We start from the raw sequence: 26,579 nt of genomic DNA, 5'->3' as shown, positions 1-26,579 counted from the left end.
GACGTTTCTCCTTATGATTTTGTTTACAAAGCGGAATTTGGGCCTGCATGCCCGTTTCTTCAAGCCCGCACCATAACGCAACGCCCCCGCCCACCCGCAAGGGGCCGCGTGCAAAAGGCCCTTTGAGGCCTCCATCCCCACTGGCGCAGCCGAACCCTATTGCGTAAACCCGTTCCAACATGAGCAACCGCACCGAAGATTTTGATTTCCACCTGCCCGAAACCCTGATCGCGCAGGAACCCGCCAGACCGCGTGAAGCCGCACGCCTGCTGGATGTGCCTGAACATGGCCCGCTGATTGACCGGTCCGTGCGGGATCTGCCCGCGCTGCTGCGGGCGGGTGATCTGCTGGTGGCGAATGATACCGCCGTTATCCGTGCGCAATTGCAGGCCATGCGCGGGGAGGCCCATATCGGCATCACGCTGGACCGTATTCTGCCCGATACCACCTGGCATGTGCTGGTGCGCAATGCCCGCCGCCTGAAGGTGGGTGATATCCTGACCTTTACCGGCAGCCCGCACACGGCCACCGTCATGGCACGGGAAGAAGGCGGCGGCGCTGTCCTGCGCTTTTCGGCCGAAGGGTCTGCTTTTGACACGTTCCTTCAGGATGTCGGGGCGCTGGCCCTGCCCCCTTATATCCACCGCCCGCACGGCCCCACCGCACAGGATGCGCAGGATTACGCAACCATTTTTGCCGAGCACAAGGGTGCTGTCGCGGCACCCACGGCGGGGCTGCACTTCACCCCTGCGCTGCTGGACGCGGTGGATGCCACAGGCGCGGGCCGCTGCACCCTGACCCTGCATGTGGGTGCGGGCACATTCCTGCCCGTGCGGGATAACGATATTTCCAGACACCACATGCATGCCGAACGCGGCATCATCACGCCGGAAACCGCGGCGCGGATCAATGCCGTGCGCAAGGCAGGGGGGCGTATCATCGCCGTTGGCACTACCAGCCTGCGCCTGCTGGAAAGTGCGGCGGATGAAGCCGGCATTGTGCATCCGTTTGATGATGTCACGTCCATTTTCATCCGGCCCGGCTACCGCTTCCGCGCGGTGGATATGCTGATGACCAACTTCCACCTGCCCCGCTCCACCCTGTTCATGCTGGTCTGTGCCTTTGCGGGGGAAGAGCGGATGCGTGCGGCCTATGCCCACGCCATCCAGACCGGGTACCGTTTCTATTCCTACGGGGATGCCTGCCTGCTGCGCTGCGCCAACCCCATTGAAGCCCACCGCGCCGGAGAGCCTGCATGAGCCGTTTCCACTGGACCTGCGAAAGCACGGACGGCGACGCCCGCGCCGGTATGCTGCACACGGCCCACGGCCCCGTGGCGACTCCCACCTTCATGCCGGTGGGGACTGTCGGCACCGTCAAGGCCATGACCATGGATGCCGTGCGCTCCACAGGGGCAGGCATTGTGCTGGGCAACACCTATCACCTCATGCTCCGGCCCGGGGCCGAGCGGGTGCGCGCACTGGGGGGGCTGCACCGCTTTATGGACTGGTCCGGCCCGATCCTGACAGATTCCGGCGGGTTTCAGGTGATGTCCCTCGGCGCGCTGCGCAAGCTGGATCAGGATGGCGTCACTTTCCGCTCACACATTGATGGCTCGTACCATCGGCTGACACCGGAAATCTCCACAGATATCCAGCACGCGCTGGATGCCACCATCACCATGTGTTTTGACGAATGCCCGGCCCTGCCCGCCGCGCCGGACGCCATTGCCGCCTCCATGCGGCTGTCCATGCGCTGGGCCGCCCGCTCCCGCGAGGCCTTTGTGCCGCGCACCGGCTATGGCCAGTTTGGCATTGTGCAGGGCGGCACGGAGGCGGACCTCCGCGCGGAAAGCGTTCAGGCGCTGACGGATATCGGCTTTGAAGGCTACGCCATTGGCGGGCTGGCCGTGGGCGAAGGGCAGGAGCTGATGTTCGCCACGCTGGACACCACCGTGCCGCTCATGCCCCGGAACGCCCCGCGTTACCTGATGGGCGTTGGCACACCGGATGATCTGCTGGGCAGCGTGCAGCGCGGTGTGGACATGTTTGACTGCGTGATGCCCACCCGCGCCGGGCGCACCGCCCGCGCCTATACGGAGCGTGGCACGCTGAACCTGCGCAATGCCCGCCATGCAACGGACACGCGCCCGATTTCCCCGCACTGTGACTGTCTGGCCTGCTCCCGCCACAGCCGCGCCTATCTGCACCATCTGTTCCGCGCCAATGAAATTCTCGGCCCGATGCTGCTCACATGGCATAACATTGCCTATTACCAGCGCCTGATGCGCCAGATTCGCGAAGCGATTCTGGAAGGCCGTCTGGACGCTCTGGCCACCAGCCTGCGTGCGGAGTGGGCTGCTGAAGACTGGACAGAAGATGAAATGCCACGCCCCATCCTGCCCCCGGTGCCCTGAAACTCTCTGCATGCAACCTGTGGCAGGGCCAGTCCTCCCGTGAACACGCCTGATCCCGCCGCGCCTGTGCGCACACCCGCTACAGGGTGCGCCCCCGCCACTGGGGACCCGCATGTAGAGAGCACGCCCCCTCCGGCCGCCCTGCACCTGCGGGCAGAAAAACTGGCGGCCCGAATCCGGGAAAAGGCTCTGGCTCTGGGGTTTGACGCCATTGGCTTCTGCCCGGCCCATCTCGGCCCGGACATCCGTGCGCGCCTGAGCGATTTTCTGGCCAGCGGCTATCATGGGGACATGGGCTGGCTGGCCGAAAGAGCCGACCAGCGCACCCAGCCCACCACCCTCTGGCCCGAAGCCCGTACGGTTATCGCCCTCGGGGTGTCCTATGCGCCGGAGGGGGATCCGCTTGCCGCCCTCAGCCAGCCCGACCGGGGCAATATTTCCGTCTATGCCCGCCACCGCGATTATCATGATCTTATCAAGGGCATGCTGAAGCATCTGGCCCAGTTCGTGGTGCGCGAAGGCAGGCAGGGCGCGGAGGACACGGCACCGGAGGTCAAGGTGTTTGTGGATACCGCGCCGGTGGCGGAAAAGCCGCTGGCCGCGCAGGCCGGGCTGGGCTGGCAGGGCAAGCATACCAATCTGGTATCCCGCCACCACGGAAGCTGGCTTTTTCTGGGGGAAATCTACACCACGCTGGCGCTGCCCGCCTCCCCTCCTTCAGGCGGCGGGTGTGGCACCTGCACCCGGTGCCTTACCGCCTGCCCCACGCAGGCCTTTCCCGCCCCCTACCAGATGGACGCGCGGCGCTGCATTTCCTATCTGACCATTGAGCATGCAGGCCCGATCCCGCTCGCGCTCCGCCCTGCCATAGGCACCCATATCTACGGATGTGATGATTGTCTGGCAGTCTGCCCGTGGAACCGGTTCGCGCAGGTTTCCCGCCAGATCAAGCTGCGCCCCCGGCCGGACCTGATGGCGCCGGATCTGGCCAGCCTGAGCCAGCTTGATGACACAGCCTTCCGCCAGATGTTTTCCGGCTCCCCCATCAAGCGCATCGGGCGCAACCGCTTTATCCGCAATGTCCTGATCGCCATCGGGAATTCCGGGCTGGCGGAGTTGCTCCCCCACGCACACCGGCTCACGCAGGACCCGGATGCCATCGTGGCAGAGGCCGCCCGCTGGGCTGTCACCCGTCTGGAGGCTGCAGGCCCATGAGCGCGCATCTTAAAAAACGCAGCCTGATGCTCTCCGGCCATGATACCAGCGTCGCGCTGGAGCCGGAATTCTGGCAGGTGCTGGAGAGCATGGCCCTGCAGCAGGCCCTGCCCTTGCCCGTACTGGTTGCCAGACTGGATACGGAACGCTCTCCGGGCCAGTCTCTTGCCTCTTTCCTGCGGGTGCGAGCCCTCGGCTGGGTGCTCGGGCAGACCCCTGAACTCCTGACCGAGCCCCCGGTAACGCCCCCTTCCCTGCCCTGACCGCCGCCGCGCCTCACAGCTGGAATGCCCGCCCCCACCTTTCCGTGCCCCCTTTCGCCCTGTTATGCTGGCGGTCTGGAGCCAGTATGGGCCTGATTTGGGCCACGGGCCGGAAAATGCTAAGCAGGCACTATGGCGATATGGGGTAAGATTTTTGGTGGTGTCGCAGGGTTTGCCATGGGCGGTCCTGTTGGCGCGGCACTGGGCGCGGCACTGGGCCATGCGGCGGATAAAGGCACCCTGCTTGACCCGCCAGCCGGAGGGTGGAGTGACCGCTGGGCCGCCCGCGCGCGGCCTGACCCGAACGGAGCCGCCACATTCATGGCGGCCAAGCTGGCGGCGGCTCTGGGCAAGAAAGAGCAGCTTTACGGCCTGACCAGCATTATTCTGTGCGCCAAGCTGGCAAAGTGCGATGCCCCGGTTAACCGCCGGGAAATCAATGCTTTCAAGGCTCGATTCCGCGTGCCGGATGAAAACATGCGCGAAGTTGGCCGCCTGTTTGATCTCGCCCGGCAAAGAACGGATGACTATGAAGCCTTCGCGCGGGAACTGGGCACAGCCTACGCGCAGGACAAGCAGCCGCTGGAAGACCTGATGGGCGTTCTGTTCGCCATTGCGCGGGCGGACCTGGCGGCAGATGACCCGCTGACAAAGGAAGAAACCCGCTTCCTGCAAACAGTCCATGCTCTTTTCGGCCTGAGCCGTGGCGCGTGGGAACGGGCTGAACAGGGGCGCTCCAGACCAGCCATGGCGGAGAAAGATGCCTATGTGGTGATGGGTGTGGAAGCCTCCCTGTCCAATGAGGAACTGCGCGCCCACTGGAAAAAGCTGGTCCGGCAGTATCACCCGGATGTTATGGCATCCCGCCAGGCCTCTCCCGCTGAAATCGCCGAAGCATCCGACAGAATTTCCCGTATCAATGCGGCATGGGATATGATCAAACGTGATCGCGGCCTGTAAACGGGCAGTTTTAGTGCGGCATTCCCGCAACAGACGTGTTAAAAAACAGACGTACCGATTAAACTAAAGGACTTGAGCAGCGCTTCTTTTCTGCTCCCTTGCCTGATACGCAGGGATGACCTGCATTGCGCAGATGATTTCTCGTGGTAGACAAGGCAGCAGAAGACTCCTGCCTCTGGTCAGGTTTTGCTTGTGCGTCACAGAGTAAAGGTAAACGCGGCAATGAATTCAGGACGGAACGGTGTGCGGCTCCGCCCTCGCGGTCAGGCCCAGATGAGTCAGACCCGGGAAGGCTTCTCGGCCCGGCGCCGTTTTTCCTCACGTAGCTCTGTGCTGGCCATGACGCTGCTTGCCCTTGCCGGGTGCAGCGCCATCAAGGCCCCGGTCCCCAAAGACCCTGACGCCCTTGCGGAATACCAGCAGGCGAACGACCCTTACGAGCCTCTGAACCGCAAGGTCTACAACATGACCATGACGGTCGATAAATGGGCTCTGCGTCCCGTTGCCAAGGCCTATATATGGGCCGTTCCGCGCACTGTCCGGAATTCTCTGGGCAACATGATCACCACCATGAATGAACCCTCCGTGTTCTTTAACGATGTCGGGGCTGGCAAGCCCCGCCGCGCGGGTGATGCCTTCGTGCGCTGGTGCATCAACATGTCCGTGGGGGTTGGCGGCCTGATTGATGTGGCCAAAATGGCTGGCTATCCGCATCATGATAACGATGCCGGCCTGACACTGGCCAACTGGGGCGTTCCCTCCGGCCCTTACCTGTTCCTGCCCATGGGCCCCTCTTCCCTGCGTGACGGGATTGGATACGGGATTGATCAGGGGCTTTCTCCCTGGAACTACGTGCCACGCGGTTATGGGCTGATCAGCTTCAACTGGGCCTATAACATGCTCGGGGTTGTCCACGGTCGTTCCGAGCATATTGACGAGCTGGACGCCCTGCAGCGGGATGCTCTGGACCCCTATGCCACCATCCGCAGCGCCTACCAACAGCAGCGTCAGGCGCAGGCACAGGCTATCAAAAATGATAACCGTGCCACCGTACCCGCCTGGTACCACTAAAAATAAACAGGGATAGCGCCGACATGAAAATTTTTTCCAGCCGTCGCCTTGTGACAGGAGCCCTCGCTCTGATTTGTGCCGGCAGTCTTTCGATTCTGCCTGCCCATGCTGCCAGCGGCACACGCCAGTTTATCGAAAACTTCGGGAACAAGCTGGTGGCGATCGTGAACAGCCCGATCCCCCTGCAGGAAAAAAAGAGCCGTGTTCTGCCGCTGATCCAGCAGGATGTGGATATTGACGCCATTGGCCGCTACTGCCTTGGCCGCTACTGGAAGCTGGCAACGCCTGCCCAGCAGAAGCAGTATCTGGCCCTGTTCCATGAAGTTCTGGTAAACGCCATTACCGACAAGCTGGGCGATTACCGCGGTGTGAGCTTCACCATCGGGGCCATTTCCAAATCGGGTGAGGATGACTCTGTGGAAGCCGTTCTCATGCGCCCGCAGCAGCCCCCCGCCACCATGCAGTGGATTGTGGGTTATGCCAGCGGCAGCCCGAAAGTGGTGGACGTGATTGGCGAAGGCGCCAGCCTGCGTCTGACGCAGCGTCAGGATTATTCTTCTTACATCGCGCGGAACGGCGGCAATGTTGAAGCCCTGCTGAACGCTCTCAAGCGCCAGATCGCACACCACACCGCAGCGGCAACCGGCAACAACTGAGCCCTTCAGACTTTACCGGAACACGGTAACAAGGCCCCTGCATGCAGGGGCCTTTTTTTATGGCCGCCTTCAGCCGTTCCGGCCGCCGCCACGCACGCTTTCATAAACCAGCATGGTCTGCCCATCGCGCTGGAAGGTTTCATACATATGCATGCCAATCCCGCCCAGAATGGTGCGGGACGCCAGATTGCTTTCCTTGGCAACAGCAATAACCCGCCTCACCCCGGCATCATGCGTGAAGTTCAGGGCCGCATAGGCAGCCTCCCGCGCAATACCGCGCCCGCTGGCCCACGGGTAAAGCGCAAACCGCAGCCCGAAGCCACGCCCGTCCGGCCTGTCATGAATGCCGGTCATGCCGACAAAGGTTCCGTTTTCCCGAATGGTGAAAATCCCGACCCGATGGCAGGCCCAGAAGGCGATATCATCCGCCATGTCTCGTTCGGCCTGCTGGCGGGTGCATACGCCCCCCAGCATCTGGCCAAATGCCCCGCCATCCGCCTTCAGCGCCGCCATATCGTTCATGTCACGCCATGTCACAGGCTGAAGCATGAGCCGGCCGGTCCTGACCGAGCGGGCATTCGTCAGCATGCCGCCCCCATCAGCGCCCGGAACGCAGAAACGCCACCGGAGCAGCCTCCGGTGGCGTAATAGTTTTTCTGAATGCGACGTGCTTCAGATGATGGATGCCGCATCAGACATCCATCCTGCCGGATCAGCGGGAAATAGGCCGGTAGCGAATGCGGCCAGGTTCCGTGGCATCCGGGCCGAGGCGGCGGCGCTTGTCTTCTTCATACGCCTGGAAGTTCCCCTCAAACCATTCGACGTGAGAATCGCCTTCAAACGCCAGAATATGCGTTGCCAGACGGTCAAGGAACCAGCGGTCATGGGTGATGACCACGGCGCAGCCCGGAAATTCGCCCAGAGCCTCTTCCAGCGCACGCAGGGTATCAACGTCCAGATCGTTGGTCGGTTCGTCCAGCAGCAGCACGTTGCTTTCCTGCCGCAGCATCTTGGCCAGATGCACACGGTTGCGCTCACCACCGGAGAGAATGCCAACCTTTTTCTGCTGGTCAGACCCCTTGAAGTTGAAGGCCCCCACATAGGCGCGGGAAGGCACGGCGCGCTTGCCCAGATAAATCACATCCGTGCCGCCGGAAATTTCTTCCCACACGGTCTTGTCGGGGTCCAGATCATCGCGCGACTGGTCAACATAGCCCAGCTTCACGGTTTCACCGATTTTCAGCGCACCCGTATCCGGCTTTTCGGCACCCACAATCATCTTGAACAGGGTGGATTTACCAGCGCCGTTCGGCCCGATAACCCCCACGATACCGCCCGGCGGCAGCTTGAAGTTCAGGTCATCAATCAGCAGGCGTTCACCAAAGCCCTTGCTGAGGTGATCAGCCTCGATAACCGTGCCACCCAGACGCGGGCCGGGGGCAATCACGATATCCGCAACGCCGTTCTGCTTTTCAGCAGACTGGGCCAGCATTTCTTCATACCGCGCAATACGGGATTTGCTCTTGGCCTGACGCGCCTTGGGGCTGGAGCCAATCCACTCCTGTTCGGCGGCAAGAGCGCGCTGGCGGGCACTTTCTTCCTTTTCTTCCTGAGCCAGACGCTTGCGCTTCTGTTCCAGCCAGGAAGAATAGTTGCCTTCAAACGGAATGCCGCGTCCGCGCTCGATTTCCAGAATCCAGTTGGTCACGTTGTCCAGGAAGTAGCGGTCATGGGTAATGACCATCACGGTGCCCGGATAATCATGCAGCGTCTTTTCCAGCCATGCCACGCTTTCCGCGTCCAGATGGTTGGTCGGTTCGTCCAGCAGCAGGATGTCAGGCTTTTCAATCAGCAGGCGGCACAGGGCCACACGGCGGCGCTCACCACCTGAAAGCTTGTCCACGGGGCTGTCCGCCGGGGGGCAGCGCAGGGCGTCCAGCGCGATTTCCAGCTTGCGGTCCAGCTCCCAGCCATCGCCCGCGTCAATTTTTTCCTGAAGCTCGGCCTGTTCGGCCAGCAGGGCGTTCATTTCCTCATCGCTCATCGGTTCGGCAAAGCGCATGGAAATTTCGTTGAACCGGTCAACGGCCTTTTTCAGGTCGCCAAAGCCCAGAGCCACGTTCTCACCAACCGTCAGCGTCGGGTCAAGCTGGGGTTCCTGTTCAAGGTAGCCCACGCGCACGCCTTCCGCCGCCCAGGCTTCCCCGCCATATTCCTTGTCGATCCCGGCCATGATCTTGAGCAGGGTGGATTTACCCGCGCCGTTCACGCCCAGAACGCCGATCTTCACGCCCGGCAGGAAGGACAGCGTGATGCCTTTGAAGACTTCACGTCCACCCGGATAGGACTTTGTCAGATCCTTCATCACATAGACGTATTGATAAGATGCCATGAGATGAACCCCCGTGAAATGGACTGGTGAGACTCGTGAATACGGACGAAATAGGGCGAAAGCCGCCTGCGCCCGGCAGGACTTGAACCCGCAACCAAGCCGTTATGAGCGGCCCGCTCTAACCAATTGAGCTACGGGCGCGCAGGCGGCTTCCTGATTACGCAACCTGACACATTTGGCAAGGGTACAGAGCGGGAAAAACCGCCAGAACAGCCCCCTTCCTGTTACGACTTGGCAAGTCGCAGCGTGGCGGATAGGGTCTGGCCATCCGTATTTTCAGCGCTGGAGCAGCCGCTATGGACGTCTCAAAACTTTCTCCCGGCAAAGACGTGCCGTTTGATATCAACGTTGTCATTGAAATTCCGCAGGGATCTTCCGTTAAATACGAGATCGACAAGGAAAGTGGCGCCCTGTTTGTAGACCGCTTCCTGTTTACGCCCATGGCGTACCCCACGGCCTATGGCTTCATTCCGGGCACGCTGGCCGCTGATGGAGACCCGACGGACGCTCTGGTGCTGACCCCGACGGACGTTGTCCCCGGTTCCGTCATTCGTGCCCGCCCGATTGGCGTGCTGAAGATGGAAGACGAATCCGGGCAGGATGAAAAAATCATCTGCGTCCCGCATGACAAGATCCACCCGCAGTACAGCAAGGTCCAGACGGTTGAGGATCTGCCGGAAATCACCGTGAAGGCGATTGAGCACTTCTTCACCCGCTACAAGGATCTGGAACCCGGCAAATGGGTGAAGGTCACGGGCTGGGGCACGAAGGAAGAAGCGGGCGAGTTCATTCGCAGCGCTCTGACGGCTGGCAGCAAGTAACTCTGCCTCTCCCTGCATGCCGGAGCAAAAAGCCGGGATGCAGGGCCGCATGGCTTTCAGGCCGGGGGCTGCGTGATGCAGCCCCCGGCTTTATTGTATGCGCCGCCTTAAATCTCGGGCGGCCCCTTCACTTCACACCAACGGTGTGAAGTCTCTTCCCAAAAAGCAGGCTTATCAAACCCTGACAGTGAAGCCACTCTTGTGAGCCTTGCCTCTCACGGAAGAAGTGGCCCACAGGATGATCCCTTCCACATCTCAGACACCACGCACGCCCCACCCCCGGCAGCCCGTGCTGTTTCTGCCGCACGGGGGCGGTCCCTGCTTTTTTATGGACTGGCCGGAAACGTGGGACCGCATGGCGGCCTTCCTGCGCGGTGTCAGCCAGACAGTGCCGCAAAAGCCCGATGCCATTCTGGTGGTCTCCGGCCATTGGGAAACCACACATCCCACCGTAACCTCGGCCGCGCACCCGCCGCTGATTTATGATTATTACGGTTTTCCGCCCCACACCTATCACCTGCGCTACCCTGTGCCCGGCTCTCCGGTTCTGGCGGCACAGGTGCAAACCCTGCTGACCAACGCAGGGATTCCCAACGCCGCGGACAGCGAGCGAGGGCTGGACCACGGGGTTTTCATTCCTTTCATGCTGGCCTTTGAAAACGCCGACATTCCCGTGGTCGAACTCTCTCTCCAGCGCGATCTGGACCCGGACGCGCATCTGCGCATCGGGCAGGCCCTCGCCCCGCTGCGGGACCAGAATGTGCTGATTGTGGGCACGGGCCTGACCTACCACAATCTCCAGTACTTCATGGGGGAAAGCCCGGAGTCCAATGCCGTCTCCAGCGCGTTTGACACATGGCTTGCCGCTGCCGTGTGTGCGCCGGAAGCCGAGCGGAATACCGCCTTGCGGCACTGGGAGAGCGCCCCCGGTGCGCGCATCTGCCACCCACGGGCAGACCATCTGCTGCCCCTGATGGTTGCCGCAGGGGCCGCGGGAGCCGACCGGGGCACCCGGATCTATCAGGATACTGTTATGGGCAAGGCCCTTTCCGGCTTTCAGTTCGGATAACAGGCTGTTTCAGAGCTTCTTCACCCTTCACACCAGGAAACATCGTTCATGAAATCTATGTCTTTCGCACCTGCGCTTGCCGCTTTCGGGCTGCTGGCCTCTCTCTCCGCGGCACAGGCTGCTCCGGCCTTCCAGACCGTGCAGGCTGGCACCTATCAGGTTGAAACCAGCCATACGCAGGTCACGTTCTCTCTGCTGCATTTCGGTTTTACCGAATATTCCGGCCTTTTCTCCGGCGCGACCGGCTCCCTCACGCTGGACCCGGCGCATCCTGCCGCATCAAAGCTGACTGTCTCCATTCCGGTTGAAAGTGTGCAGACCACCAGCCCGAAGCTGACGGACGAGCTGCATGGGGCAGACTGGTTTGATGTGGCCCACTACCCGAACGCCACTTTCGTTTCCACCAAGGTTGTGCCGACCGGGGCCGGAACAGCCGCTGTCACCGGGAATTTCACCCTGCATGGCGTGACAAAACCCCTCACCCTTCAGGTGCGCTTCATCGGGGCGGGCACAAACCCGCTGGATAAAGCCTATACGGTAGGCTTTCAGGCAACCGGCACTCTCAAGCGCAGCGAATTTGGCGTGAAAACCTACGTGCCGATGGTGGGGGATACTGTCACCCTCTCCATCGCCGGGGCTTTTGAGAAGCAGAACTGAGCACACAGCCGCTCCCAACCCGAACGCAGAGGCCCGCCGCGTGCGGCCTCTGCCAGTCTGGCCGCAGATCAGTCTGATTACGGAACAGGCTGACCACCGAACAGTCTGGTCACGCCCCCTCTGACCATGGAAAATGCAAACCCGCCAGTGTGTTAGGGGGTTGGACCTCTTTTTCGGACCGACGGAAAAGGCCTCGCGAAAAAAAATTCACGCGAGGCCATTTTTTTAATCCAGCCCAGTTGTCAAACGCGAAAACATCGCTATAAGACGCGACATACCGACGCACACCACGGTGAGCGTCTGGACTGCGGGTGTAGCTCAGTTGGTTAGAGCGCCGGCCTGTCACGCCGGAGGTCGCGGGTTCGAGCCCCGTCACTCGCGCCACTTTTTATGACATAGTTCTGAAAATGTGGCGCACACCGCACGCAGGGTTCAGAACCCATTCCCACCATGAAAATCCTGCCCGATGCCACTTTCGGGCACCGCCGTTCTGGCTGCAAGAAACCGGCTGCCGCTGGCACGTTCCATCAGGCAGACACCGGGGCAGAACGCATGGCAGACCCGGAACGATGCCGGACACCGGGCGGGCACCTGAAAAAACCTCCTGTGAGGCCTTTCCAGAAGCATTCCGCCCGCATCATTTCCGGCAGAGAATTACTCGCCCAGAGCGGCGGCGGCCTGCAAAGTAACCGCAACAGCATGCACGGTGGCGGCAATCCGCACCGCTGTCTGCACGCCTTCGGCACCCAGCGCTTCACGAACAATCTTTTCATGGCTGGTTACGCACATATCACAACCATTGATTGCGGAAACTGCGAGAGCCCACAGCTCGAAATCCGTTTTTTCAACACCCGGACGGCCAATCACGCTCATGCGCAACTGCGCGGGCATTTTCGCGTAATCACCGCCGGCCATATGCACAAAGCGGTAATAGATATTGTTCATCCCCATGATGGCTGCCGCGGCCTTGGCGGCTTGCAGAGCTTCAGGGGTCAGTTTGCTGCCAAATTCAGCAACAATGGCTTTCGTCACCTCATCATTGCGGGATGCAATGGCGGAGGCCACAAATGTCCCGGCAAGCTGCTGGGGTGTGAGGGTCACATCATTGGCGAGAGACCCGAGATTCAGCCTCAGATCCTTCGCATAATCGGGAATACGATCCTTCAGAGCATCGATCGACATCAGATAATCCGTATGAAAAGGGGAGGGAAAGCGCACAGGGGCGCACCAGACGGGCTGAACCCGATCTGAGAGAATACCGTCTGACCCCGCAGGGTCAGACGGGAGGTATCAGGATCAGACTTTGATAAAGTCGTCGCCTTTTTTCCAGTTGCAGGGGCACAGCTCATCGCTCTGCAGCCCGTCCAGAATACGCACGATTTCCTGCGGGTTACGGCCAACGGAAAGATCGTTGACAGAAACGTGGCGGATCACGCCGTTCGGGTCGACCACAAAGGTGGCGCGCAGGGCAACGCCAGCGTCTTTCGCCATCACGCCTGTGCCTTCTGTCAGCTCACGCTTGATGTCAGCCAGCATCGGGATCGGGAGATCCTTCAGGTCGTCATGGTGCAAGCGCCAGTTGAGGTGCACGAATTCGCTGTCGATGGACACGCCGTACACAACGGCATCACGGTCCGCAAATTCTTTGCTCAGCTTGCCGAATGCCACGATTTCAGTCGGGCAGACAAACGTGAAGTCTTTCGGCCAGAAGAAGACAACCTTCCATTTACCAGCGTCGGACTTGTCAGAAATCTGGACGAACTCGCCCTTCAGGCCTTCAGGGCCACCGGGGACAGCAGTCAGATCAAAGCTCGGGAACTTATCGCCAACGGTCAGCATAAGCTTGCTCCTTCTTGGGTTACTTTAAAGTGCCGACGGCGCGGAATACCGTCGTCAGGCATTATCTATGGCGCGGCGCGTCCATTCATGCCAATGAATATTTTATATCAAAACCATCGAAATGATCGATTAACCGAACAAAGCCGTTCCAAAAAAAAGACCACCGCAGACTTCCCCTCCACCCCCTGCCTCCAGCCCTTTGCCGAGAGAAGGTCCGACCCGTGCTCCCCCTCCCCTCCGCCCAGCAGCTCCGTTACCTCATCGCGCTTTCTGAACTCCGCCATTTCGGGCGGGCTGCGGCAGCCTGCGCGGTCACGCAATCCACCCTTTCAGCCGGGATCATGGCGCTGGAACGCCAGCTCGATTCCCAGTTGCTGGACCGTACGGTGGGCAAGAAGGTGGTGTTCACCCCTCTGGGGCATGAAATCGCCCTGAAAGGCCGACAGGCGCTGGAAGCGCTGGAGGCCGTGCCGCAGCTTGCCGTGGCCGCCCGCCCCCCTCTGACCGGCCCGCTCCGGCTGGGCATTATCCCTACCATCGGCCCGTTTCTGGTTGAGTCTCTGGTCAAGACCATCCGCACGCGCTTTCCGCAGCTCACTCTTTCTGTTGTGGAAGACACAACGGAACATCTGCTGGAAAAACTGGGCATGGGGCGGCTGGACATGCTGGTTCTGGCCATGCCCTGCCTGTGTGACACGGCGGAAACCCTCCCCCTGTGGCGGGATCCGTTCCATGTCATCATGCCTGAAAACCACCCTCTGGCACGGCTGAACACTGTGCCGGTGGAGCGGCTGGCCGACCAGCGCATGATCATGATGGAAGATGGCCACTGCCTGCGGGAGCAGACCCTCGCCGTCTGCCGTCAGGGCCGGGAGTGGCACGGAACGGAAGGAGAGAGCGACTCCTCCTTTTCCGCGACATCCCTGCATACCATGGCAGGCATGGTCGGGCTGGGGCTCGGGATTGGCGTGATGCCGCTGCTCGCGCTGGAAGGCGGTATCCTGCGCGGACACCCGGTAAGCAGCCGCCCCTTGTCTGGCGGGCCGGTCTGGCGCACCATCGGTCTGGCATGGCGGCCGCGCTCTCCTCGCTCGGAAGATTTCCGGACGCTGGCCACCGCAATTTCCAGCCTTGCCCCGCACCCGGCCTGAACCCCAAGTTAAAAGAACGGGGATTTTGAGGTAAAGACGCCGCAGAACAAAACAATTTGTGGCCCCTTTCCGTGGAAAACATTGACTCGTACTGGCCGGGCCGGTATGTGCCGACACACCTTATTTCAATTCTTGAGCATCGGCGGAGAAAAACGGGCCATGAAAATCAGAAACAGCCTGAAATCGGCCAAGGTGCGCGATAAAGATTGCCGTGTCGTACGGCGTCGCGGCCGGGTTTATGTCATCAACAAAAAGAACCCCCGCATGAAAGCTCGTCAGGGCTGATTTATGCAGGGTCCGGCCTTTTCCGGCTGGCTACTGGCGCATGATATGCGTGCAACCCGCTTTTCCGGTTTCCGGAAAAGCGGGTTTTTGCGTTCAGGGGCCTTGATGGCCGCAGGCCTTCTGCTCAACGTCAGTGCTCCCGGATTCGCCGCAGGCCAGACCGCGCGCGCTCCCGCACAGCATCCTTCCGCACCGCACTCTTCCACACCGCACCCGGCCGCCCGGAAAGAGCACCCGCGCCACGCCCCGGCCCCTGCTTCTCCCGCTGCTGCTCCGGCCCGGGCACGGACCGCACCCGGCACACCGGCCAAGTCTCCAGCGCGAACCACGGCTCAACCACCAGTTCAGACCCCGCCGGCTCAGACCGCGCCGGTGCCCCCTCCGCCTCAGCCGGGGACCACACCGCGCAAAAAACTGACGCGCCCTGAGCGGATTGCTGCTCTGGCGGACCAGCTTGTGCAGGCCAAAACCCCGGAAGATGCACAGAGGCTGGAAGCCCGGCTGGAAGAACTCCGGGCACATGGGCTTTCTCCCACCACCCAGCTTCTCCTCCGCCGCGCGGAAAAGGACAGTCAGGCAGACAAGCCGGATGATGCTGTGGAAGATCTGGGAGATGCGCTGGCCCTTCAGCCAGACAAGGCTATCCTGTGGCGCAGCCGCGCCCAGATGCGCCTTGCCGCGGGGGATTATGCCGGAGCCATTACCGATCTGGGCGAATCCCTCCAGCGTGACAGCCGGGATGCCAGAAGCTGGGGCCTGCTCTCAACAGTGGAAGAGCAGCGCAAAGATGCCCCGGCAGCACTCAAGGCGTGGCAGAAAGTGCTGGAGCTGAACCCGATGGCCGACAAAAATCACAAGCGTCTGGACGCCCTGCATATCAAGGCCTTTGGGCAGCCAACCTGAGGACAGGCTTTCAAACAGCCTGAAAACCCGTCGGGCAGGCCTGAAAGACTGTCCAGACCGCCTCAGGCCTGCTGGTTTTCAATCAGGCTTTTGCGAATGGCGCGGCCGCGCTGGATACGGTCCACAATATAGGCCTCATCCCCCCAGCGGATCGCACGGGCCATGGCCTGCGCATCTTCCATAAAGCGCGCCAGCATTTCCAGCAGGGCCTCACGGTTTGCAAGAAACACGTCACGCCACATCACCGGGTCCGATGCCGCGATACGCGTGAAGTCACGGAAGCCGGACGCCGCAAAATCCAGCACCTCAGAGCGCGTTTCATCCGCCAGATCATCCGCCGTGCCGCAAATGGTAAACGCCAGCAGATGCGGCAGATGGCTGACAATCGCACACACACGGTCATGGTGCGCAGGGTCCATTTCCCGCAGGCGGGAGCCACAGCGCTCCCAGAGGGTCCGCACAGCCGCAAGCGCCTCGGGCGGAGTGCCCTCAAGCGGTGTCAGAAGGCACCAGCGATTTTCAAACAGGGTTGCAAACCCGGCATCCGGGCCGGAATACTCCGTGCCTGCCATGGGGTGTGCGGGAACATACGCCACATCCGGGCGCAGAAACGGGCTGATGGCCTCAATCACGGAAACCTTGGTCGAGCCAACTTCCGTCAGAATGGAGCCGGGCCGCATGGCGGGCAGCGCCAGCGCCGCCACAGGCCCCATGGCCCCCACCGGCACGCACAGCATGACGCAGTCCGCCAGAGCTGCGGCCTCCGCGACATCGGCCATCACGCGATCTGCAATGCCCAGTTCCTCCACCCGCGCACGGACTTCGGGCGAGACATCAACCGCAATCAACTGCCGGGCCAATGTGCGCTTCTGCTGCGCACGGCGGAGCACGGAAGAGCCGATCAGCCCCGGCCCCACAACCACAAGCGTGTCAAACAGCGGCGTATCAGACACAGGCTTTGCCGCATCCTCACCCGGTGCTGTCAGAACGTCCGCCCCAGACTCATCAACAACAGACTCATCAGAAACAGTTGGAGACACGCTCAGGGATCCTTCACCACTGTCGGGGCGGGGGCATAGCTGACATCCGCCGCTTTTTTGGTCGCAGGCTGCCGCAGGCCCCGCATTTCCATCACCTGCCACAGCAGCAGGACCGGAATGCCAATAACCAGCTCCCGCCCGCGCCGCAGCAGGGACAGGCCCAGAGACACGGAGGAATCAATTCCGAAGGCGTGCCCCAGCGCCATATACGCCCCTTCCTGCACACCCAGACTGCCGGGCACCAGAAAACCAAGAGACATGACGGCGCAGGTCACCCCTTCAATGGCAATGGCGTTCGCAAGCGTGAGGGAAGCACCAAGGAAACTGGCCGTCATCCAGAGGATGGCCGCGCTGCCAAGCCAGCCCACCAGATGGTAAAATGCGGAAAGGCATATCCGCCCGGGGCGGCTCCATGCGGCTTCCAGCCATTCCTGCAGGGTGTCCGCACCGTTCAGCATGCTCTCATGCCACTGGGAGGCCAGACTGCGGGTGAACATGCCGCCAAATTTGCGGAAAATGCTGCCACCGTGCCGCTGCGTCCAGATAAAGCCCGCAGTGCCCAGTGTGAGGAAGACCGCGCCAATACTCACGGGCACCACAAACGGGCTGGAGCGTTGGTGTGCCACCAGAAAAGCCACACCCAGCAGCACAAACGCCACCTGCCCCATCACTTCCGTTGTGATGTCCACCAGATTGGCGCTGGCGGCTTCCGGCCAGTCCACCTGACGGGATTTTTGGCCATGCAGCCCGTGGCCTGAGCACGTTGCCCGGATCCCGATAACAATCCCGCCCACCTGGGAGAACGGCAGGCATGTTGCCGCGGCATCACGCACCATGCGGGCACCCAAAAGGCGCAGATAGCCGATTTCCGGAAAGGCCGCGTGCCAGGCAAGCCCGAGCAGGCTGTTCACACCAAGCTGGCAGCATACCATAAGAAGGAAGCCGCCCAGACCAATACGCATGACAGCATGCACCACGGAGCCAACACCGCTCCATGCCACGGCTGCCGTAACAGCGGCCAGACCCAATAATGTCAGAAAAACAGTAAGCTTCTTCAATGCCTAAGCTCTACTTACCCGAGAAGCCCCCCTGGGCCTCCCTTCTCCTGGGTGCATAACACCTGACCAGAGGGGCTGAATTCATGAGTGATCCGACCACTTACACCAGCCCGGGGTCTGGCGCCACCTTGGGCAGCAGGATAAAGAAACAAACCCGCCGATGGGGTTTAACACCCTTCAGCTTCTTATACCCTTATGGGAGTGCACTTTACTATGACTGCCCATACGCTCGTCACCGGTGCGACAGGCTTTGTCGGGTCTGCCGTTGCCCGCACACTGCTTGAACGCGGACACACGCTGAGATTGATGGTGCGCGAGGGAAGTGACCGAAGCAACATCGCTGATATTCCGGCAGAGCTGGTGGAAGGGGATCTCTCCCGCCCGAACACCTTCGCCCGCGCTGTGGAAGGCTGCCGGTACGTGTTCCATGTGGCTGCGGACTACCGCCTGTGGGTGCCGGACCCGGCCCCCATGATGACCGCCAATGTGGAAGGCACCCGCCTGCTGATGCTGGCCGCGCAGAATGCCGGTGTGGAACGGATTGTCTACTGCTCCTCCGTTGCGGCACTCGGCCTGATTGGCGATGGCACGGATTCTGATGAAACGACTCCGGTCCATGAACATGGTGTGATCGGCATTTACAAACGCTCCAAATACCGTGCCGAGCAGGAAGTGCTCCAGCTTGTGCGGGAGCAGGGCCTGCCAGCCGTTATCGTCAATCCCTCAACACCGGTCGGACCACGGGACATCAAACCCACCCCCACCGGGCAGATGATTCTGGATTGCGCTGCCGGCCGCATGCCCGCCTATGTGGATACAGGCGTGAACATTGTTCATGTGGATGATGTGGCCGAAGGCCATGCGCTCGCGCTCGAACGCGGCACCATTGGCGAGAAATATATTCTGGGCGGCCAGAACTACCTGCTGCGCGACCTGTTCGCCATGGTGTCTGAAATTGCCCATGTGCCCCCGCCACGCGTGCGCCTGCCTCAGGGTGTGATCTGGCCGGTTGCCGTGGTCTCGGAATGGCTTTCCCGCTCCTTTGGCTTTTCTCCCCGCGTCACACGGGAGATGCTGGCCATGTCCCGCAAGAAAATGTTCTTCTCCTCCGAAAAAGCCATCCGGGAACTGGGCTACACGCCCCGCCCCGCCCGGCAGGCAGTGGAAGATGCCATCACCTGGTTCCGCACGAGCGGTATGCTGAAATAAGGGGCTGGCAATGCTGTTTGGTCTGGCTGTTCTTGCCGCACTTATCTGGTTCGGTCTTATTTTTTTCCACGGCAAATTCTGGCAGGCAGGCCCCATCCTGCGCCCGGCCTCCCCCGGCACAGCCCCCGCCGATATCATGCCGGATGTGACCGTGGTTATCCCTGCGCGGGATGAGGCTGACTCTATTGAAGTCGCCCTGTCTTCCCTTCTGGAACAGGACTACGCCGGACGCCTTTCCCTTATTCTGGTGAATGACCGCAGTGAGGATAACACAGGCGCTCTGGCCCGCGCCCTGCCCGACCCCCACGGCTGCCTGACCGTGCTGGACGGCGCGGAGCCGGAACCGGGATGGAGCGGCAAGCTCTGGGCTGTGGCGCAGGGCGTGGCCGAAGCGCGCCGCCAGCAGGACTCCAACAGCGGCTATATCCTGCTGACCGATGCCGACATCCTGCACGCTCCGGAACATGTTTCAACACTGGTTGCCAAAGCCCAGACGGATGCCCTGCATATGGTATCTGAAATGGTGGAACTTCAGTGTGAAAGTCTGGCCGAACGCGCGCTGGTGCCCGCTTTTGTTTTCTTCTTCGCGCTGCTCTACCCCTTCGCGCAGGTCAATAACCCCAAAAGCCGCACGGCCGGGGCGGCTGGCGGCACGATCCTGATCCGGCGGGACATGCTGGCCGAAATCGGCTGGATTGAAGCCCTCAAGGGCGCCCTGATTGATGACTGCACTCTGGCAGCCTGCGTCAAACAGGCCGGGGGCCGCCTTTATCTGGGGCACTCCTGCCTCGCACGGTCCATCCGGCCTTATCCTTACCCCATTGATGTCTGGCGCATGATTGCGCGCACGGCCTTTGTGCAGTTGCGCTATTCGCCGCTGCTTCTGGTGCTCACGGTGCTGGCCATGGGGGTTATCTGGATTGCGCCGGGGCTGCTCGCCCTGTTCGGGCACGGTCTGCCCCGCTGGATCGGGCTGGCGACATGGCTTGCCTCCATCGGCTCCTTCATCCCCACCCTCCGCCGCTTCCGCCTCTCTCCCCTATGGGCTCTGGCATTACCGTTTGTGGCCATTTTCTATACGGCTGCTACCATCGGCTCTGCTGTCAATCATTACCGGGGGCGGGGTGTTGTGTGGAAAAACCGGGCCTATACGGACGCCATTCCGAATGATGGCCGTATGGCTACAGACACCATACCAAACCACCCGGCGCAGGCTGAAGCCGCGCCAAGGCAGGAAAGCCGGGCATGAAGCCCCGGCTTTCAGCTCCCCCTGCCTCCGCGGCTGCCCCCGTACGCGCAGGGAGTAGGCATGCCGGAAGAGAGCGTGTAAAGCTCCGCCCTATGCCTTACCGTTCCTCCATCCGGAGCCTGACATGACCGATCCCGCCTCCGTATGGGGAAGAGCCGATGTCTCTTCCGGCAAAGGTGCGTCTGACGAGAATTTTCCCGTCGGCTCCCTTCTGCTCAGCAAGGCGCTGCGCCCGCATGTGCATGCCTATTATGACTATGCGCGCGTTATCGACGATATTGCCGACTGCGAGACACTGGGCGCGGATGAGAAGATAGCCCGTCTGGACGCCATGGAAGATGTGCTGCTGGGCAAGCGGGACCCCATTCCCCGTGCGGATGCCATGAGCGCCGCCCGGCTGCGGGCCTCCCTGCTGCAAACAGGGGTTCCGTTTGAAACCGCGACAGACCTGCTGATTGCCTTCCGGGACGATTCCCGCGGCACGCCCTGCACCTCATGGGACGATCTGGTGCACTACTGCCGCTACTCCGCCAATCCGGTCGGCCGGTTTCTGCTGCATCTGCATGGTGAAGTGCCCCATACATTCGCGGCGGCCGATGCGCTGTGCACCTCCCTTCAGATTCTCAACCATCTGCAGGACTGCCAGGGCGACCTTAAACGCCTGCACCGCTGCTATATGCCCTCGGACCTGATGGCACAGGCCGGCGCAACGCAGGATGACCTGCTGGCAGGACGGGCCTCCTCCGCCCTGCGCCGGGTGTTCAACACCCTGCTGGACGGCGTGGATAGCCTGAACCGGGAGGCCACGGTCCTGCCCGGTCTGGTGCGGGACAGGCGCTTCCGCATGGAATGCGCGGCCATTGTCAGTCTGGCCCACCGCCTGACGCGGCGCCTGCGGCGGGAAGACCCGCTGGCAGGGCGGGTTTCCCTGAAACGTACAGACCTTATGCATGCAGCCGGCGCGGCCCTGCGGGCATGGTCCTGAACTTTCAGGATCGCTGCGGGTCTGCAAAAAGAGACAGACTTGAAGAATTGATGAACAGACAGGTGAAAAGCGCGTGACAGCTCAGAACATCCAGACGCATGACGAGCCAACCCCCCTCGGGTGTGACCCCGCGGATCTGGCATGGGTGGAAAGCACGGTAAAACAGGCGGGCACATCCTTTGCCGCCGGTATGCGCATTCTGCCCCCCATGCGGCGCTTTGGCATGTATGCCATTTACGCTTTCTGCCGCGTGGTGGACGATATTGCTGATGGGTCTGAACCCATGGCGGAACGCAAGGCCGCGCTTGACGCCTGGCACCAGCGCATTGTGGACCTGTATGACCACAGCAAAACGCAGGATTCTCTGGACCGCGTGCTGCTGGCCACCATCCATTTCTTCTCCCTGCGGCAGGAGGATTTTCATGCCGTGATCGACGGGATGGTGATGGATGCTGAAAACACCATTGTCGCCCCGGACGAAAAAACGCTGGACCTGTATTGTGACCGCGTAGCCTCTGCCGTAGGCCGCCTCTCCGTGCGGATTTTTGGTGACAGCTCTGATGAGGCCGACAAGGTTGCCTATCATCTGGGCCGCGCCCTGCAACTGACCAATATCCTGCGGGATATTGCGGAAGATGCCGCCCGTGGCAGACTCTACCTGCCGGGGGACCTGCTGGACCGCTTTCATGTCCCGCATGATCCCATCAAGGCGCTCTCCGCCCCCGGCCTTGCCGGGGTGGCCAATATCCTGTCTGTACGCGCGCTGGACCATTTCCGGCTGGCCTTCGCCACCATGCGCGCCTGCCGCGCGAAAGCCATGCTCCCGGCCCGGATCATGGGCGCCAGCTATGAAGCTGTGCTGATTGCCTTGCGCAAGCGCGGCTGGTCCGGCCTCGCCCTGCATGACCGCCCCGAGACCTCAACCCTGAACAAGGTGTTCTGGCTCACCAGATCCTACCTTCCCTGAGCCTGAAGGAGAGCGGCACCATGGCAGCATCTGTGCACATTATCGGGGGCGGCGTGGCGGGTCTGGCCGCCGCGGTGGACGTGGCGGGTTCGGGCCGCCGCGTGATTGTGCATGAAGCGGGCCGCGCGTGCGGTGGCCGCGCCCGGTCTTATGATGACAAGCAGCTTGGATGCCGGATTGATAACGGAAACCACCTGCTGCTCTCCGCCAACAAGACAGTCTTCCGCTATCTGGCCATGACGGGCGCCACCGATACCCTGACCGGCCCCGGCATTCCCATTTTCCCCTTTGCCGATCTGGCGGAAGGCACCCGCTGGACGCTCGACCTCTCGCGCGGGCGCATCCCCTGGTGGGTTTTCCAACCGCATCGGCGCGTGCCGGATATGCGGGTTCTGGAACTGCGGAGCCTGCAAAAGCTGATGCAGGCCGGGGAGGATGAAACCGTCTCCAGTTGCCTGCTGCCCGGTGCCCTGAGCCGCCGTCTGCTGGAACCGTTCGCCATTTCCGCCCTCAATACCGCTTGTGAGACCGGGAGTGCGGCCCTGCTGGGTGCGGTGGTAAAGGAATCGCTCTCTCTTGGTGGCAAGGCCTGTGTGCCGTGGTTCCCCAAGGAGGGACTTTCTGAAACACTGGTGGACCCGGCTCTGGCCCATCTGGCCATTCTGCATGCGGAGGTGCGCACCCAGAGCCGCATCAGCGCGCTGGATGTCGCGCGGGGGCGCGTGACCGCTCTGCATGGGCCTGAAGGCATCATTCCCCTGACAGAGGACGATACCGTCATTCTGGCAGTCCCCGCCCCTGTGGCGGAAACCCTGCTTGCCTCCCATCTGCCCGCCCTGCGGGTACCCACTGCGTTTGAAAGCATTCTGAACCTGCACTTCCGTCTGGACACGCCGCCGCGTGCCTTAGGCTCCTTCGCCCGGGCCGGGTTTATGGGGCTTGTGGGCAGCATTGCGGAATGGGTGTTCCTGCGGGGAGACATTCTCTCCGTGACCGTCAGTGCGGCAAACCGCTTTGCAGAGCAGGACCCGGATGATCTGGCCCGCACCATCTGGCATGATGTACGCCGTGCGTGTGACCCGGTTCTGCACGCCCCCCTGCCTGCCACACCACCGCACCAGCGCGTGGTGTGGGAAAAACGTGCCACCTTTGCCGCCACACCGGAACAGAACCGCCTGCGCCCCGGCCCTGTGACACCTCTGGTGAACCTGGCTCTGGCGGGGGACTGGACGGCAACCGGACTCCCCGCCACACTTGAAGGCGCAATGAGGTCAGGTGTTAAGGCTGTGCGGGCACTCGGCCTGCGCCGCCCGTAACACAGAGACCCTGCAGAACGCCTTCTCCCTTCCACCCCAAACCCTGAAAAGGAACCCGAACCATGGCCGCTGATGGCAGCGCACTCCCTGATAACCTCCTGTCCAGTGAAGATCTGGATCGTGCGGTTAAAAATGCCCATGCCGCATTAGGGCAGCGTCAGCAGGCTGATGGTCACTGGGTTTACGAGCTGGAAGCTGATGCCACCATCCCGGCGGAATACATCCTGCTGGAACATTATCTCGACCGGATTGATGATGCGTTGGAGCAGAAGATTGCCGTCTATCTGCGCCGCATCCAGAGCCCGGATCATGGTGGCTGGCCGTTGTACCATAACGGCCAGTTTGACCTTTCGGCCTCTGTAAAAGCCTATTTTGCGCTGAAAGCCGTGGGGGATGATATCAATGCCCCCCATATGCGCCGCGCCCGCGAAGCCATTCTGGACCATGGTGGAGCCGAGCGCACCAACGTGTTCACACGCATCCAGATGGCCCTGTTCGGTGATGTGCCCTGGCGTGCCACGCCGGTCATGCCCGTGGAGCTGATGCTGCTGCCGCGCAAGGCGTTCTTTTCCGTCTGGAACATGTCCTACTGGTCCCGCGTGGTGATCGCGCCGCTGCTGGTTCTGGCGGCGCTGAAACCCATTGCCATCAATCCGCGCCAGATCCACATCCGCGAACTGTTCGTCACGCCGCCAGAGCGGGTGAGAGACTGGATCCGTGGGCCGTTCCGCTCTGTGTGGGGGCATGTGTTCAAGGGGCTCGACAGTGTTCTGCGCCCGACCATTGGTTTCATCCCTGCCAAGACGCACGAAAAAGCCATCAAGGCCGCCATTGATTTCATTGAACCCCGCCTGAACGGGCGGGATGGTCTGGGGGCCATTTATCCGGCGCTGGCGAACGTCGTCATGATGTATCGCGCCCTGGGCGTGCCGGACAGTGACCCACGCGCCGCCACCGCATGGGAAGCCGTGCAGGGCCTGCTGGTGCATAAGGAAGACGAGGTATACTGCCAGCCCTGCGTCTCCCCGATCTGGGACACCGGCCTTTCCGGCCACGCCATGCTTGAGGCTGCCTCCGGCCCGAAAGGCATTGCGCCGGAAGAAACACTGGTAAACCTGCGCAAAGCCAGCAAATGGCTGCGTGAAAAACAGATTCTGGATGTGAAAGGGGACTGGGCGATCAACGCGCCGGACCTCGCGCCCGGTGGCTGGGCCTTCCAGTACGGGAATGATTACTACCCGGATGTGGATGATACCGCCGTGGTGGGCATGCTGCTGCACCGTGAGGGTGACCCGGCCAATGCCGAAGCGCTTGAGCGCGCCCGCCAGTGGATTATCGGCATGCAGAGCCGTGACGGCGGCTGGGGTGCGTTCGATATTGATAACGACAAGGATATGCTGAACCATATCCCGTTTTCAGACCACGGTGCCCTGCTGGACCCGCCGACAGCCGATGTCACGGCCCGCTGCATCTCCTTCCTCTGCCAGCTTGGCCATGTGGAGGATCGCCCGGTGATTGAACGCGCCATCACCTACCTGCGCAAGGAGCAGGAAAGCGATGGTTCATGGTTTGGCCGCTGGGGGACGAACTATATTTACGGCACATGGTCTGTTCTGTGCGCCTTCAACGCGGCTGACATCTCGCATGATGACCCGGCTGTGGTGAAAGCCGTGGAATGGCTGCGCTCCGTCCAGCGGCCGGAAGGCGGCTGGGGCGAAAGCTGTGAAACGTATGAAGGCAGCGCACACGGCCAGTATACGGAAAGCCTGCCCTCCCAGACCTCATGGGCGCTGCTTGGCCTGATGGCGGCTGGCCGACGGGATGACCCGGCAGTAGCACGCGGTATCGCCTGGCTGGCATCCCAGCAGGATGAAAAAGGGGAATGGCAGGAAGAACCGTATAATGCCGTGGGTTTCCCCAAAGTGTTTTACCTCCGCTACCACGGGTACAAGCAGTTCTTCCCGCTGATGGCGCTCGCGCGCTACCGGAATCTGGAAAACAGCAACTCCCGCCGCGTTGCATTCGGATTCTGACCCATGGCAGACCGCGCCCCGCCACCACACCACCCCGGCATTCTTGTTGGCCTGAAAGCGGAAGCACGGCTGATCAGACAGGTGTTTCCACACGCCGCCATTGCCGCCAGCGGGGCCACCCGCACGGGTGCCCAGCGGGAAGCCGCCCGACTGGCCGCCTGCGGGGCGGATTGCCTGCTCTCCTTCGGGCTGGCCGCGGGGCTGGACCCGGCCCTGCCACCCGGCACCCTCGTTCTGCCGGAACGGGTGATGGCATGGGGCGCTGCATATCTGTGTGACCCCACCCTGCGGCATATCCTCGGGGCCGGTCAGCCGGGCGTACTCGGCAGCACCTTGCTGCACAGTGATACCGTTGTGCTGAACGCCTCTGAAAAAGCCGGTCTGTTCGCAACAACCCAGTGTACAGCTCTGGATATGGAAAGCGGGTTTCTGGCCCGCGCGGCGGAAGAGGCCGGGCTGCCCTTTGCCGTCCTGCGGGTGATCTGTGACCCTGCGAGCCGCTCTCTCCCCCCCGTAGCCGGAGCCGTTCTATCTCCTGATGGCGGCCTGAAGATCGGAGCTTTGCTTGGTTCCCTGCTGCGCCACCCCGGCCAGATTTCCGGCCTGATCGGCCTTGGGAAAGATGCCGGGCGCGCCCGCACCGCCATGCAGACTTTTCTGGAACAGCAACACACCCGCCCCGCCTTCGCCCGCTTCGCGGGGTGAGGGGTTGGTCTGCCGGTTCTTCTAACACCCATGACCTGGCCAACCGTCTGAAGAACAACCGGACACACCATGTCCGCTGATGCACACAACAGCCTTCTTCTTGAAATTGCTATCCCAGCTCTTCTGTTTTCTACCCTCAAGGGAAAGCAGAAGCCCGGACCGCGTCCTTCCCAGCCTGAACAGCCACTCCTCTTTTGCCGCAGCCAACTACGGCGTGTCGTCAGTTAGGCCCTGAGAGTTGTACTTTCTGGCTGCCTGTGCTGATTGTTTTCCCGGTTTTCAGGGGGGGGGGAGCAACAGATGCGGCGGTATGGCTTAC

Annotated in this window: 27 protein-coding genes and 2 tRNA genes; 22 read left to right on the top strand and 7 right to left on the bottom strand. The window is 61.7% G+C overall.

The window, feature by feature from the left end; translation table 11 throughout:
* The first annotated feature begins 179 nt into the window (after positions 1-179).
* The 7 genes from queA (at position 180) to GOB82_RS09325 (ending at position 6,581) form a co-directional block, all read left to right on the top strand.
* Complete coding sequence (gene queA / locus GOB82_RS09355; RefSeq protein ID WP_166122415.1) at positions 180-1,259, top strand: tRNA preQ1(34) S-adenosylmethionine ribosyltransferase-isomerase QueA; 1,080 nt, start codon at positions 180-182, stop codon at positions 1,257-1,259.
* On the top strand, positions 1,256-2,416 hold the full coding sequence (gene tgt, locus GOB82_RS09350) for a tRNA guanosine(34) transglycosylase Tgt (RefSeq protein ID WP_166122414.1): 1,161 nt from the start codon (positions 1,256-1,258) through the stop codon (positions 2,414-2,416). Before queA ends, tgt begins: the two co-directional genes overlap by 4 nt.
* Before the next feature lie 141 nt (positions 2,417-2,557).
* Entirely contained in the window at positions 2,558-3,631 is a 1,074-nt protein-coding gene (queG, locus tag GOB82_RS09345; RefSeq protein ID WP_166122464.1) for a tRNA epoxyqueuosine(34) reductase QueG, read from the top strand.
* Positions 3,628-3,894: a ribbon-helix-helix domain-containing protein gene (locus GOB82_RS09340; protein ID WP_166122413.1), complete on the top strand. Its 267-nt coding sequence runs from the start codon at positions 3,628-3,630 to the stop codon at positions 3,892-3,894. Before queG ends, GOB82_RS09340 begins: the two co-directional genes overlap by 4 nt.
* A gap of 132 nt (positions 3,895-4,026) precedes the next feature.
* Complete coding sequence (locus tag GOB82_RS09335) at positions 4,027-4,854, top strand: TerB family tellurite resistance protein (RefSeq protein WP_166122412.1); 828 nt, start codon at positions 4,027-4,029, stop codon at positions 4,852-4,854.
* Positions 4,855-5,076: 222 nt separating this feature from the next.
* Positions 5,077-5,925 carry an MlaA family lipoprotein gene (locus GOB82_RS09330; RefSeq protein WP_166122411.1) on the top strand — a complete coding sequence of 283 codons (849 nt, stop codon included), beginning with the start codon at positions 5,077-5,079 and terminating at the stop codon, positions 5,923-5,925.
* A 23-nt stretch (positions 5,926-5,948) separates the two neighbouring features.
* A complete protein-coding gene (locus GOB82_RS09325; RefSeq protein ID WP_166122410.1) occupies positions 5,949-6,581 on the top strand; it encodes an MlaC/ttg2D family ABC transporter substrate-binding protein in 633 nt (210 codons plus the stop codon).
* Positions 6,582-6,650: 69 nt separating this feature from the next.
* Here GOB82_RS09325 and GOB82_RS09320 read toward each other — a convergent pair whose 3' ends face one another.
* The 3 genes from GOB82_RS09320 to GOB82_RS09310 form a co-directional block, all read right to left on the bottom strand.
* Complete coding sequence (locus GOB82_RS09320; RefSeq protein WP_166122408.1) at positions 6,651-7,169, bottom strand: GNAT family N-acetyltransferase; 519 nt, start codon at positions 7,167-7,169, stop codon at positions 6,651-6,653.
* Between the two features lie 124 nt (positions 7,170-7,293).
* Complete coding sequence (gene ettA, locus GOB82_RS09315; protein ID WP_166122406.1) at positions 7,294-8,973, bottom strand: energy-dependent translational throttle protein EttA; 1,680 nt, start codon at positions 8,971-8,973, stop codon at positions 7,294-7,296.
* A gap of 67 nt (positions 8,974-9,040) precedes the next feature.
* Positions 9,041-9,114: transfer RNA gene (locus tag GOB82_RS09310), tRNA-Ile, on the bottom strand.
* A 155-nt stretch (positions 9,115-9,269) separates the two neighbouring features.
* Here GOB82_RS09310 and ppa point away from each other — a divergent pair.
* From ppa to GOB82_RS13535, 5 genes are all read left to right on the top strand, one after another.
* Positions 9,270-9,794, top strand: coding sequence for an inorganic diphosphatase (gene ppa / locus GOB82_RS09305; protein ID WP_166122404.1), 525 nt, complete (start codon positions 9,270-9,272; stop codon positions 9,792-9,794).
* Positions 9,795-10,032: 238 nt separating this feature from the next.
* The gene (locus tag GOB82_RS09300) at positions 10,033-10,863 is read left to right on the top strand and encodes a DODA-type extradiol aromatic ring-opening family dioxygenase (RefSeq protein WP_166122402.1); all 831 of its coding nucleotides are present in this window, start codon (positions 10,033-10,035) and stop codon (positions 10,861-10,863) included.
* A 48-nt stretch (positions 10,864-10,911) separates the two neighbouring features.
* Entirely contained in the window at positions 10,912-11,520 is a 609-nt protein-coding gene (locus tag GOB82_RS09295; RefSeq protein ID WP_166122400.1) for a YceI family protein, read from the top strand.
* Positions 11,521-11,827: 307 nt separating this feature from the next.
* Positions 11,828-11,904: transfer RNA gene (locus tag GOB82_RS09290), tRNA-Asp, on the top strand.
* An 82-nt stretch (positions 11,905-11,986) separates the two neighbouring features.
* Entirely contained in the window at positions 11,987-12,115 is a 129-nt protein-coding gene (locus GOB82_RS13535) for a hypothetical protein (RefSeq protein ID WP_265794549.1), read from the top strand.
* A 59-nt stretch (positions 12,116-12,174) separates the two neighbouring features.
* Here GOB82_RS13535 and GOB82_RS09285 read toward each other — a convergent pair whose 3' ends face one another.
* Positions 12,175-12,702: a carboxymuconolactone decarboxylase family protein gene (locus GOB82_RS09285; protein ID WP_166122398.1), complete on the bottom strand. Its 528-nt coding sequence runs from the start codon at positions 12,700-12,702 to the stop codon at positions 12,175-12,177.
* A 114-nt stretch (positions 12,703-12,816) separates the two neighbouring features.
* Complete coding sequence (locus GOB82_RS09280) at positions 12,817-13,359, bottom strand: peroxiredoxin (RefSeq protein WP_166122396.1); 543 nt, start codon at positions 13,357-13,359, stop codon at positions 12,817-12,819.
* A 221-nt stretch (positions 13,360-13,580) separates the two neighbouring features.
* Between GOB82_RS09280 and GOB82_RS09275 the strand changes: the two genes are divergently transcribed.
* The 3 genes from GOB82_RS09275 (at position 13,581) to GOB82_RS09265 (ending at position 15,698) form a co-directional block, all read left to right on the top strand.
* On the top strand, positions 13,581-14,510 hold the full coding sequence (locus GOB82_RS09275; protein ID WP_166122394.1) for a LysR substrate-binding domain-containing protein: 930 nt from the start codon (positions 13,581-13,583) through the stop codon (positions 14,508-14,510).
* A 159-nt stretch (positions 14,511-14,669) separates the two neighbouring features.
* Positions 14,670-14,795, top strand: a complete 126-nt coding sequence (gene ykgO / locus GOB82_RS09270; protein WP_003625637.1) for a type B 50S ribosomal protein L36 — start codon at positions 14,670-14,672, stop codon at positions 14,793-14,795.
* A gap of 3 nt (positions 14,796-14,798) precedes the next feature.
* Positions 14,799-15,698 carry a tetratricopeptide repeat protein gene (locus tag GOB82_RS09265; RefSeq protein ID WP_166122392.1) on the top strand — a complete coding sequence of 300 codons (900 nt, stop codon included), beginning with the start codon at positions 14,799-14,801 and terminating at the stop codon, positions 15,696-15,698.
* 62 nt (positions 15,699-15,760) lie between these two features.
* On the opposite strand, the gene GOB82_RS09260 is transcribed toward GOB82_RS09265, so the two are convergent.
* A complete protein-coding gene (locus GOB82_RS09260) occupies positions 15,761-16,651 on the bottom strand; it encodes a prephenate dehydrogenase/arogenate dehydrogenase family protein (protein WP_166122462.1) in 891 nt (296 codons plus the stop codon).
* Positions 16,652-16,740: 89 nt separating this feature from the next.
* Positions 16,741-17,796, bottom strand: a complete 1,056-nt coding sequence (locus tag GOB82_RS09255; protein ID WP_166122390.1) for a lysylphosphatidylglycerol synthase domain-containing protein — start codon at positions 17,794-17,796, stop codon at positions 16,741-16,743.
* Between the two features lie 213 nt (positions 17,797-18,009).
* On the opposite strand from GOB82_RS09255, the gene hpnA reads away from it, so the two are divergent.
* The 7 genes from hpnA to GOB82_RS09220 all read left to right on the top strand — a co-directional run bounded on the left by hpnA (position 18,010) and on the right by GOB82_RS09220 (position 26,260).
* Positions 18,010-19,005: a hopanoid-associated sugar epimerase gene (gene hpnA / locus GOB82_RS09250; RefSeq protein ID WP_166122388.1), complete on the top strand. Its 996-nt coding sequence runs from the start codon at positions 18,010-18,012 to the stop codon at positions 19,003-19,005.
* Between the two features lie 10 nt (positions 19,006-19,015).
* A complete protein-coding gene (locus tag GOB82_RS09245) occupies positions 19,016-20,254 on the top strand; it encodes a glycosyltransferase (protein ID WP_166122386.1) in 1,239 nt (412 codons plus the stop codon).
* A gap of 124 nt (positions 20,255-20,378) precedes the next feature.
* On the top strand, positions 20,379-21,239 hold the full coding sequence (gene hpnC / locus GOB82_RS09240) for a squalene synthase HpnC (protein WP_166122384.1): 861 nt from the start codon (positions 20,379-20,381) through the stop codon (positions 21,237-21,239).
* A 73-nt stretch (positions 21,240-21,312) separates the two neighbouring features.
* Entirely contained in the window at positions 21,313-22,206 is an 894-nt protein-coding gene (gene hpnD / locus GOB82_RS09235) for a presqualene diphosphate synthase HpnD (protein ID WP_166122382.1), read from the top strand.
* Positions 22,207-22,226: 20 nt separating this feature from the next.
* A complete protein-coding gene (hpnE, locus tag GOB82_RS09230; protein WP_166122379.1) occupies positions 22,227-23,522 on the top strand; it encodes a hydroxysqualene dehydroxylase HpnE in 1,296 nt (431 codons plus the stop codon).
* A 62-nt stretch (positions 23,523-23,584) separates the two neighbouring features.
* Positions 23,585-25,555 carry a squalene--hopene cyclase gene (gene shc, locus GOB82_RS09225; RefSeq protein WP_166122377.1) on the top strand — a complete coding sequence of 657 codons (1,971 nt, stop codon included), beginning with the start codon at positions 23,585-23,587 and terminating at the stop codon, positions 25,553-25,555.
* A 3-nt stretch (positions 25,556-25,558) separates the two neighbouring features.
* On the top strand, positions 25,559-26,260 hold the full coding sequence (locus tag GOB82_RS09220) for a phosphorylase family protein (protein ID WP_166122375.1): 702 nt from the start codon (positions 25,559-25,561) through the stop codon (positions 26,258-26,260).
* The last annotated feature ends 319 nt before the right edge of the window (positions 26,261-26,579 follow it).

The organism is Acetobacter farinalis (genome assembly GCF_011516935.1).
Classification (GTDB): Bacteria; Pseudomonadota; Alphaproteobacteria; order Acetobacterales; family Acetobacteraceae; genus Acetobacter; species Acetobacter farinalis.
Note: the sequence above shows the minus strand (reverse complement) of the source record. Positions and strands in the feature narration are given on the sequence as shown.

Excerpts from the sequence above, each read along its gene's own strand:
- queA (WP_166122415.1), top strand. The coding sequence starts at position 180 with ATGAGCAACCGCACCGAAGATTTTGATTTCCACCTGCCCGAAACCCTG.
- tgt (WP_166122414.1), top strand. The coding sequence starts at position 1,256 with ATGAGCCGTTTCCACTGGACCTGCGAAAGCACGGACGGCGACGCCCGC.
- GOB82_RS09340 (WP_166122413.1), top strand. The coding sequence starts at position 3,628 with ATGAGCGCGCATCTTAAAAAACGCAGCCTGATGCTCTCCGGCCATGAT.
- GOB82_RS09335 (WP_166122412.1), top strand. The coding sequence starts at position 4,027 with ATGGCGATATGGGGTAAGATTTTTGGTGGTGTCGCAGGGTTTGCCATG.
- GOB82_RS09330 (WP_166122411.1), top strand. The coding sequence starts at position 5,077 with ATGAATTCAGGACGGAACGGTGTGCGGCTCCGCCCTCGCGGTCAGGCC.
- GOB82_RS09325 (WP_166122410.1), top strand. The coding sequence starts at position 5,949 with ATGAAAATTTTTTCCAGCCGTCGCCTTGTGACAGGAGCCCTCGCTCTG.
- GOB82_RS09320 (WP_166122408.1), bottom strand. The coding sequence starts at position 7,169 with ATGCTGACGAATGCCCGCTCGGTCAGGACCGGCCGGCTCATGCTTCAG.
- ettA (WP_166122406.1), bottom strand. The coding sequence starts at position 8,973 with ATGGCATCTTATCAATACGTCTATGTGATGAAGGATCTGACAAAGTCC.
- ppa (WP_166122404.1), top strand. The coding sequence starts at position 9,270 with ATGGACGTCTCAAAACTTTCTCCCGGCAAAGACGTGCCGTTTGATATC.
- GOB82_RS09300 (WP_166122402.1), top strand. The coding sequence starts at position 10,033 with ATGATCCCTTCCACATCTCAGACACCACGCACGCCCCACCCCCGGCAG.
- GOB82_RS09295 (WP_166122400.1), top strand. The coding sequence starts at position 10,912 with ATGAAATCTATGTCTTTCGCACCTGCGCTTGCCGCTTTCGGGCTGCTG.
- GOB82_RS13535 (WP_265794549.1), top strand. The coding sequence starts at position 11,987 with ATGCCACTTTCGGGCACCGCCGTTCTGGCTGCAAGAAACCGGCTGCCG.
- GOB82_RS09285 (WP_166122398.1), bottom strand. The coding sequence starts at position 12,702 with ATGTCGATCGATGCTCTGAAGGATCGTATTCCCGATTATGCGAAGGAT.
- GOB82_RS09280 (WP_166122396.1), bottom strand. The coding sequence starts at position 13,359 with ATGCTGACCGTTGGCGATAAGTTCCCGAGCTTTGATCTGACTGCTGTC.
- ykgO (WP_003625637.1), top strand. The coding sequence starts at position 14,670 with ATGAAAATCAGAAACAGCCTGAAATCGGCCAAGGTGCGCGATAAAGAT.
- GOB82_RS09265 (WP_166122392.1), top strand. The coding sequence starts at position 14,799 with ATGCAGGGTCCGGCCTTTTCCGGCTGGCTACTGGCGCATGATATGCGT.
- hpnA (WP_166122388.1), top strand. The coding sequence starts at position 18,010 with ATGACTGCCCATACGCTCGTCACCGGTGCGACAGGCTTTGTCGGGTCT.
- GOB82_RS09245 (WP_166122386.1), top strand. The coding sequence starts at position 19,016 with ATGCTGTTTGGTCTGGCTGTTCTTGCCGCACTTATCTGGTTCGGTCTT.
- hpnC (WP_166122384.1), top strand. The coding sequence starts at position 20,379 with ATGACCGATCCCGCCTCCGTATGGGGAAGAGCCGATGTCTCTTCCGGC.
- hpnE (WP_166122379.1), top strand. The coding sequence starts at position 22,227 with ATGGCAGCATCTGTGCACATTATCGGGGGCGGCGTGGCGGGTCTGGCC.
- shc (WP_166122377.1), top strand. The coding sequence starts at position 23,585 with ATGGCCGCTGATGGCAGCGCACTCCCTGATAACCTCCTGTCCAGTGAA.
- GOB82_RS09220 (WP_166122375.1), top strand. The coding sequence starts at position 25,559 with ATGGCAGACCGCGCCCCGCCACCACACCACCCCGGCATTCTTGTTGGC.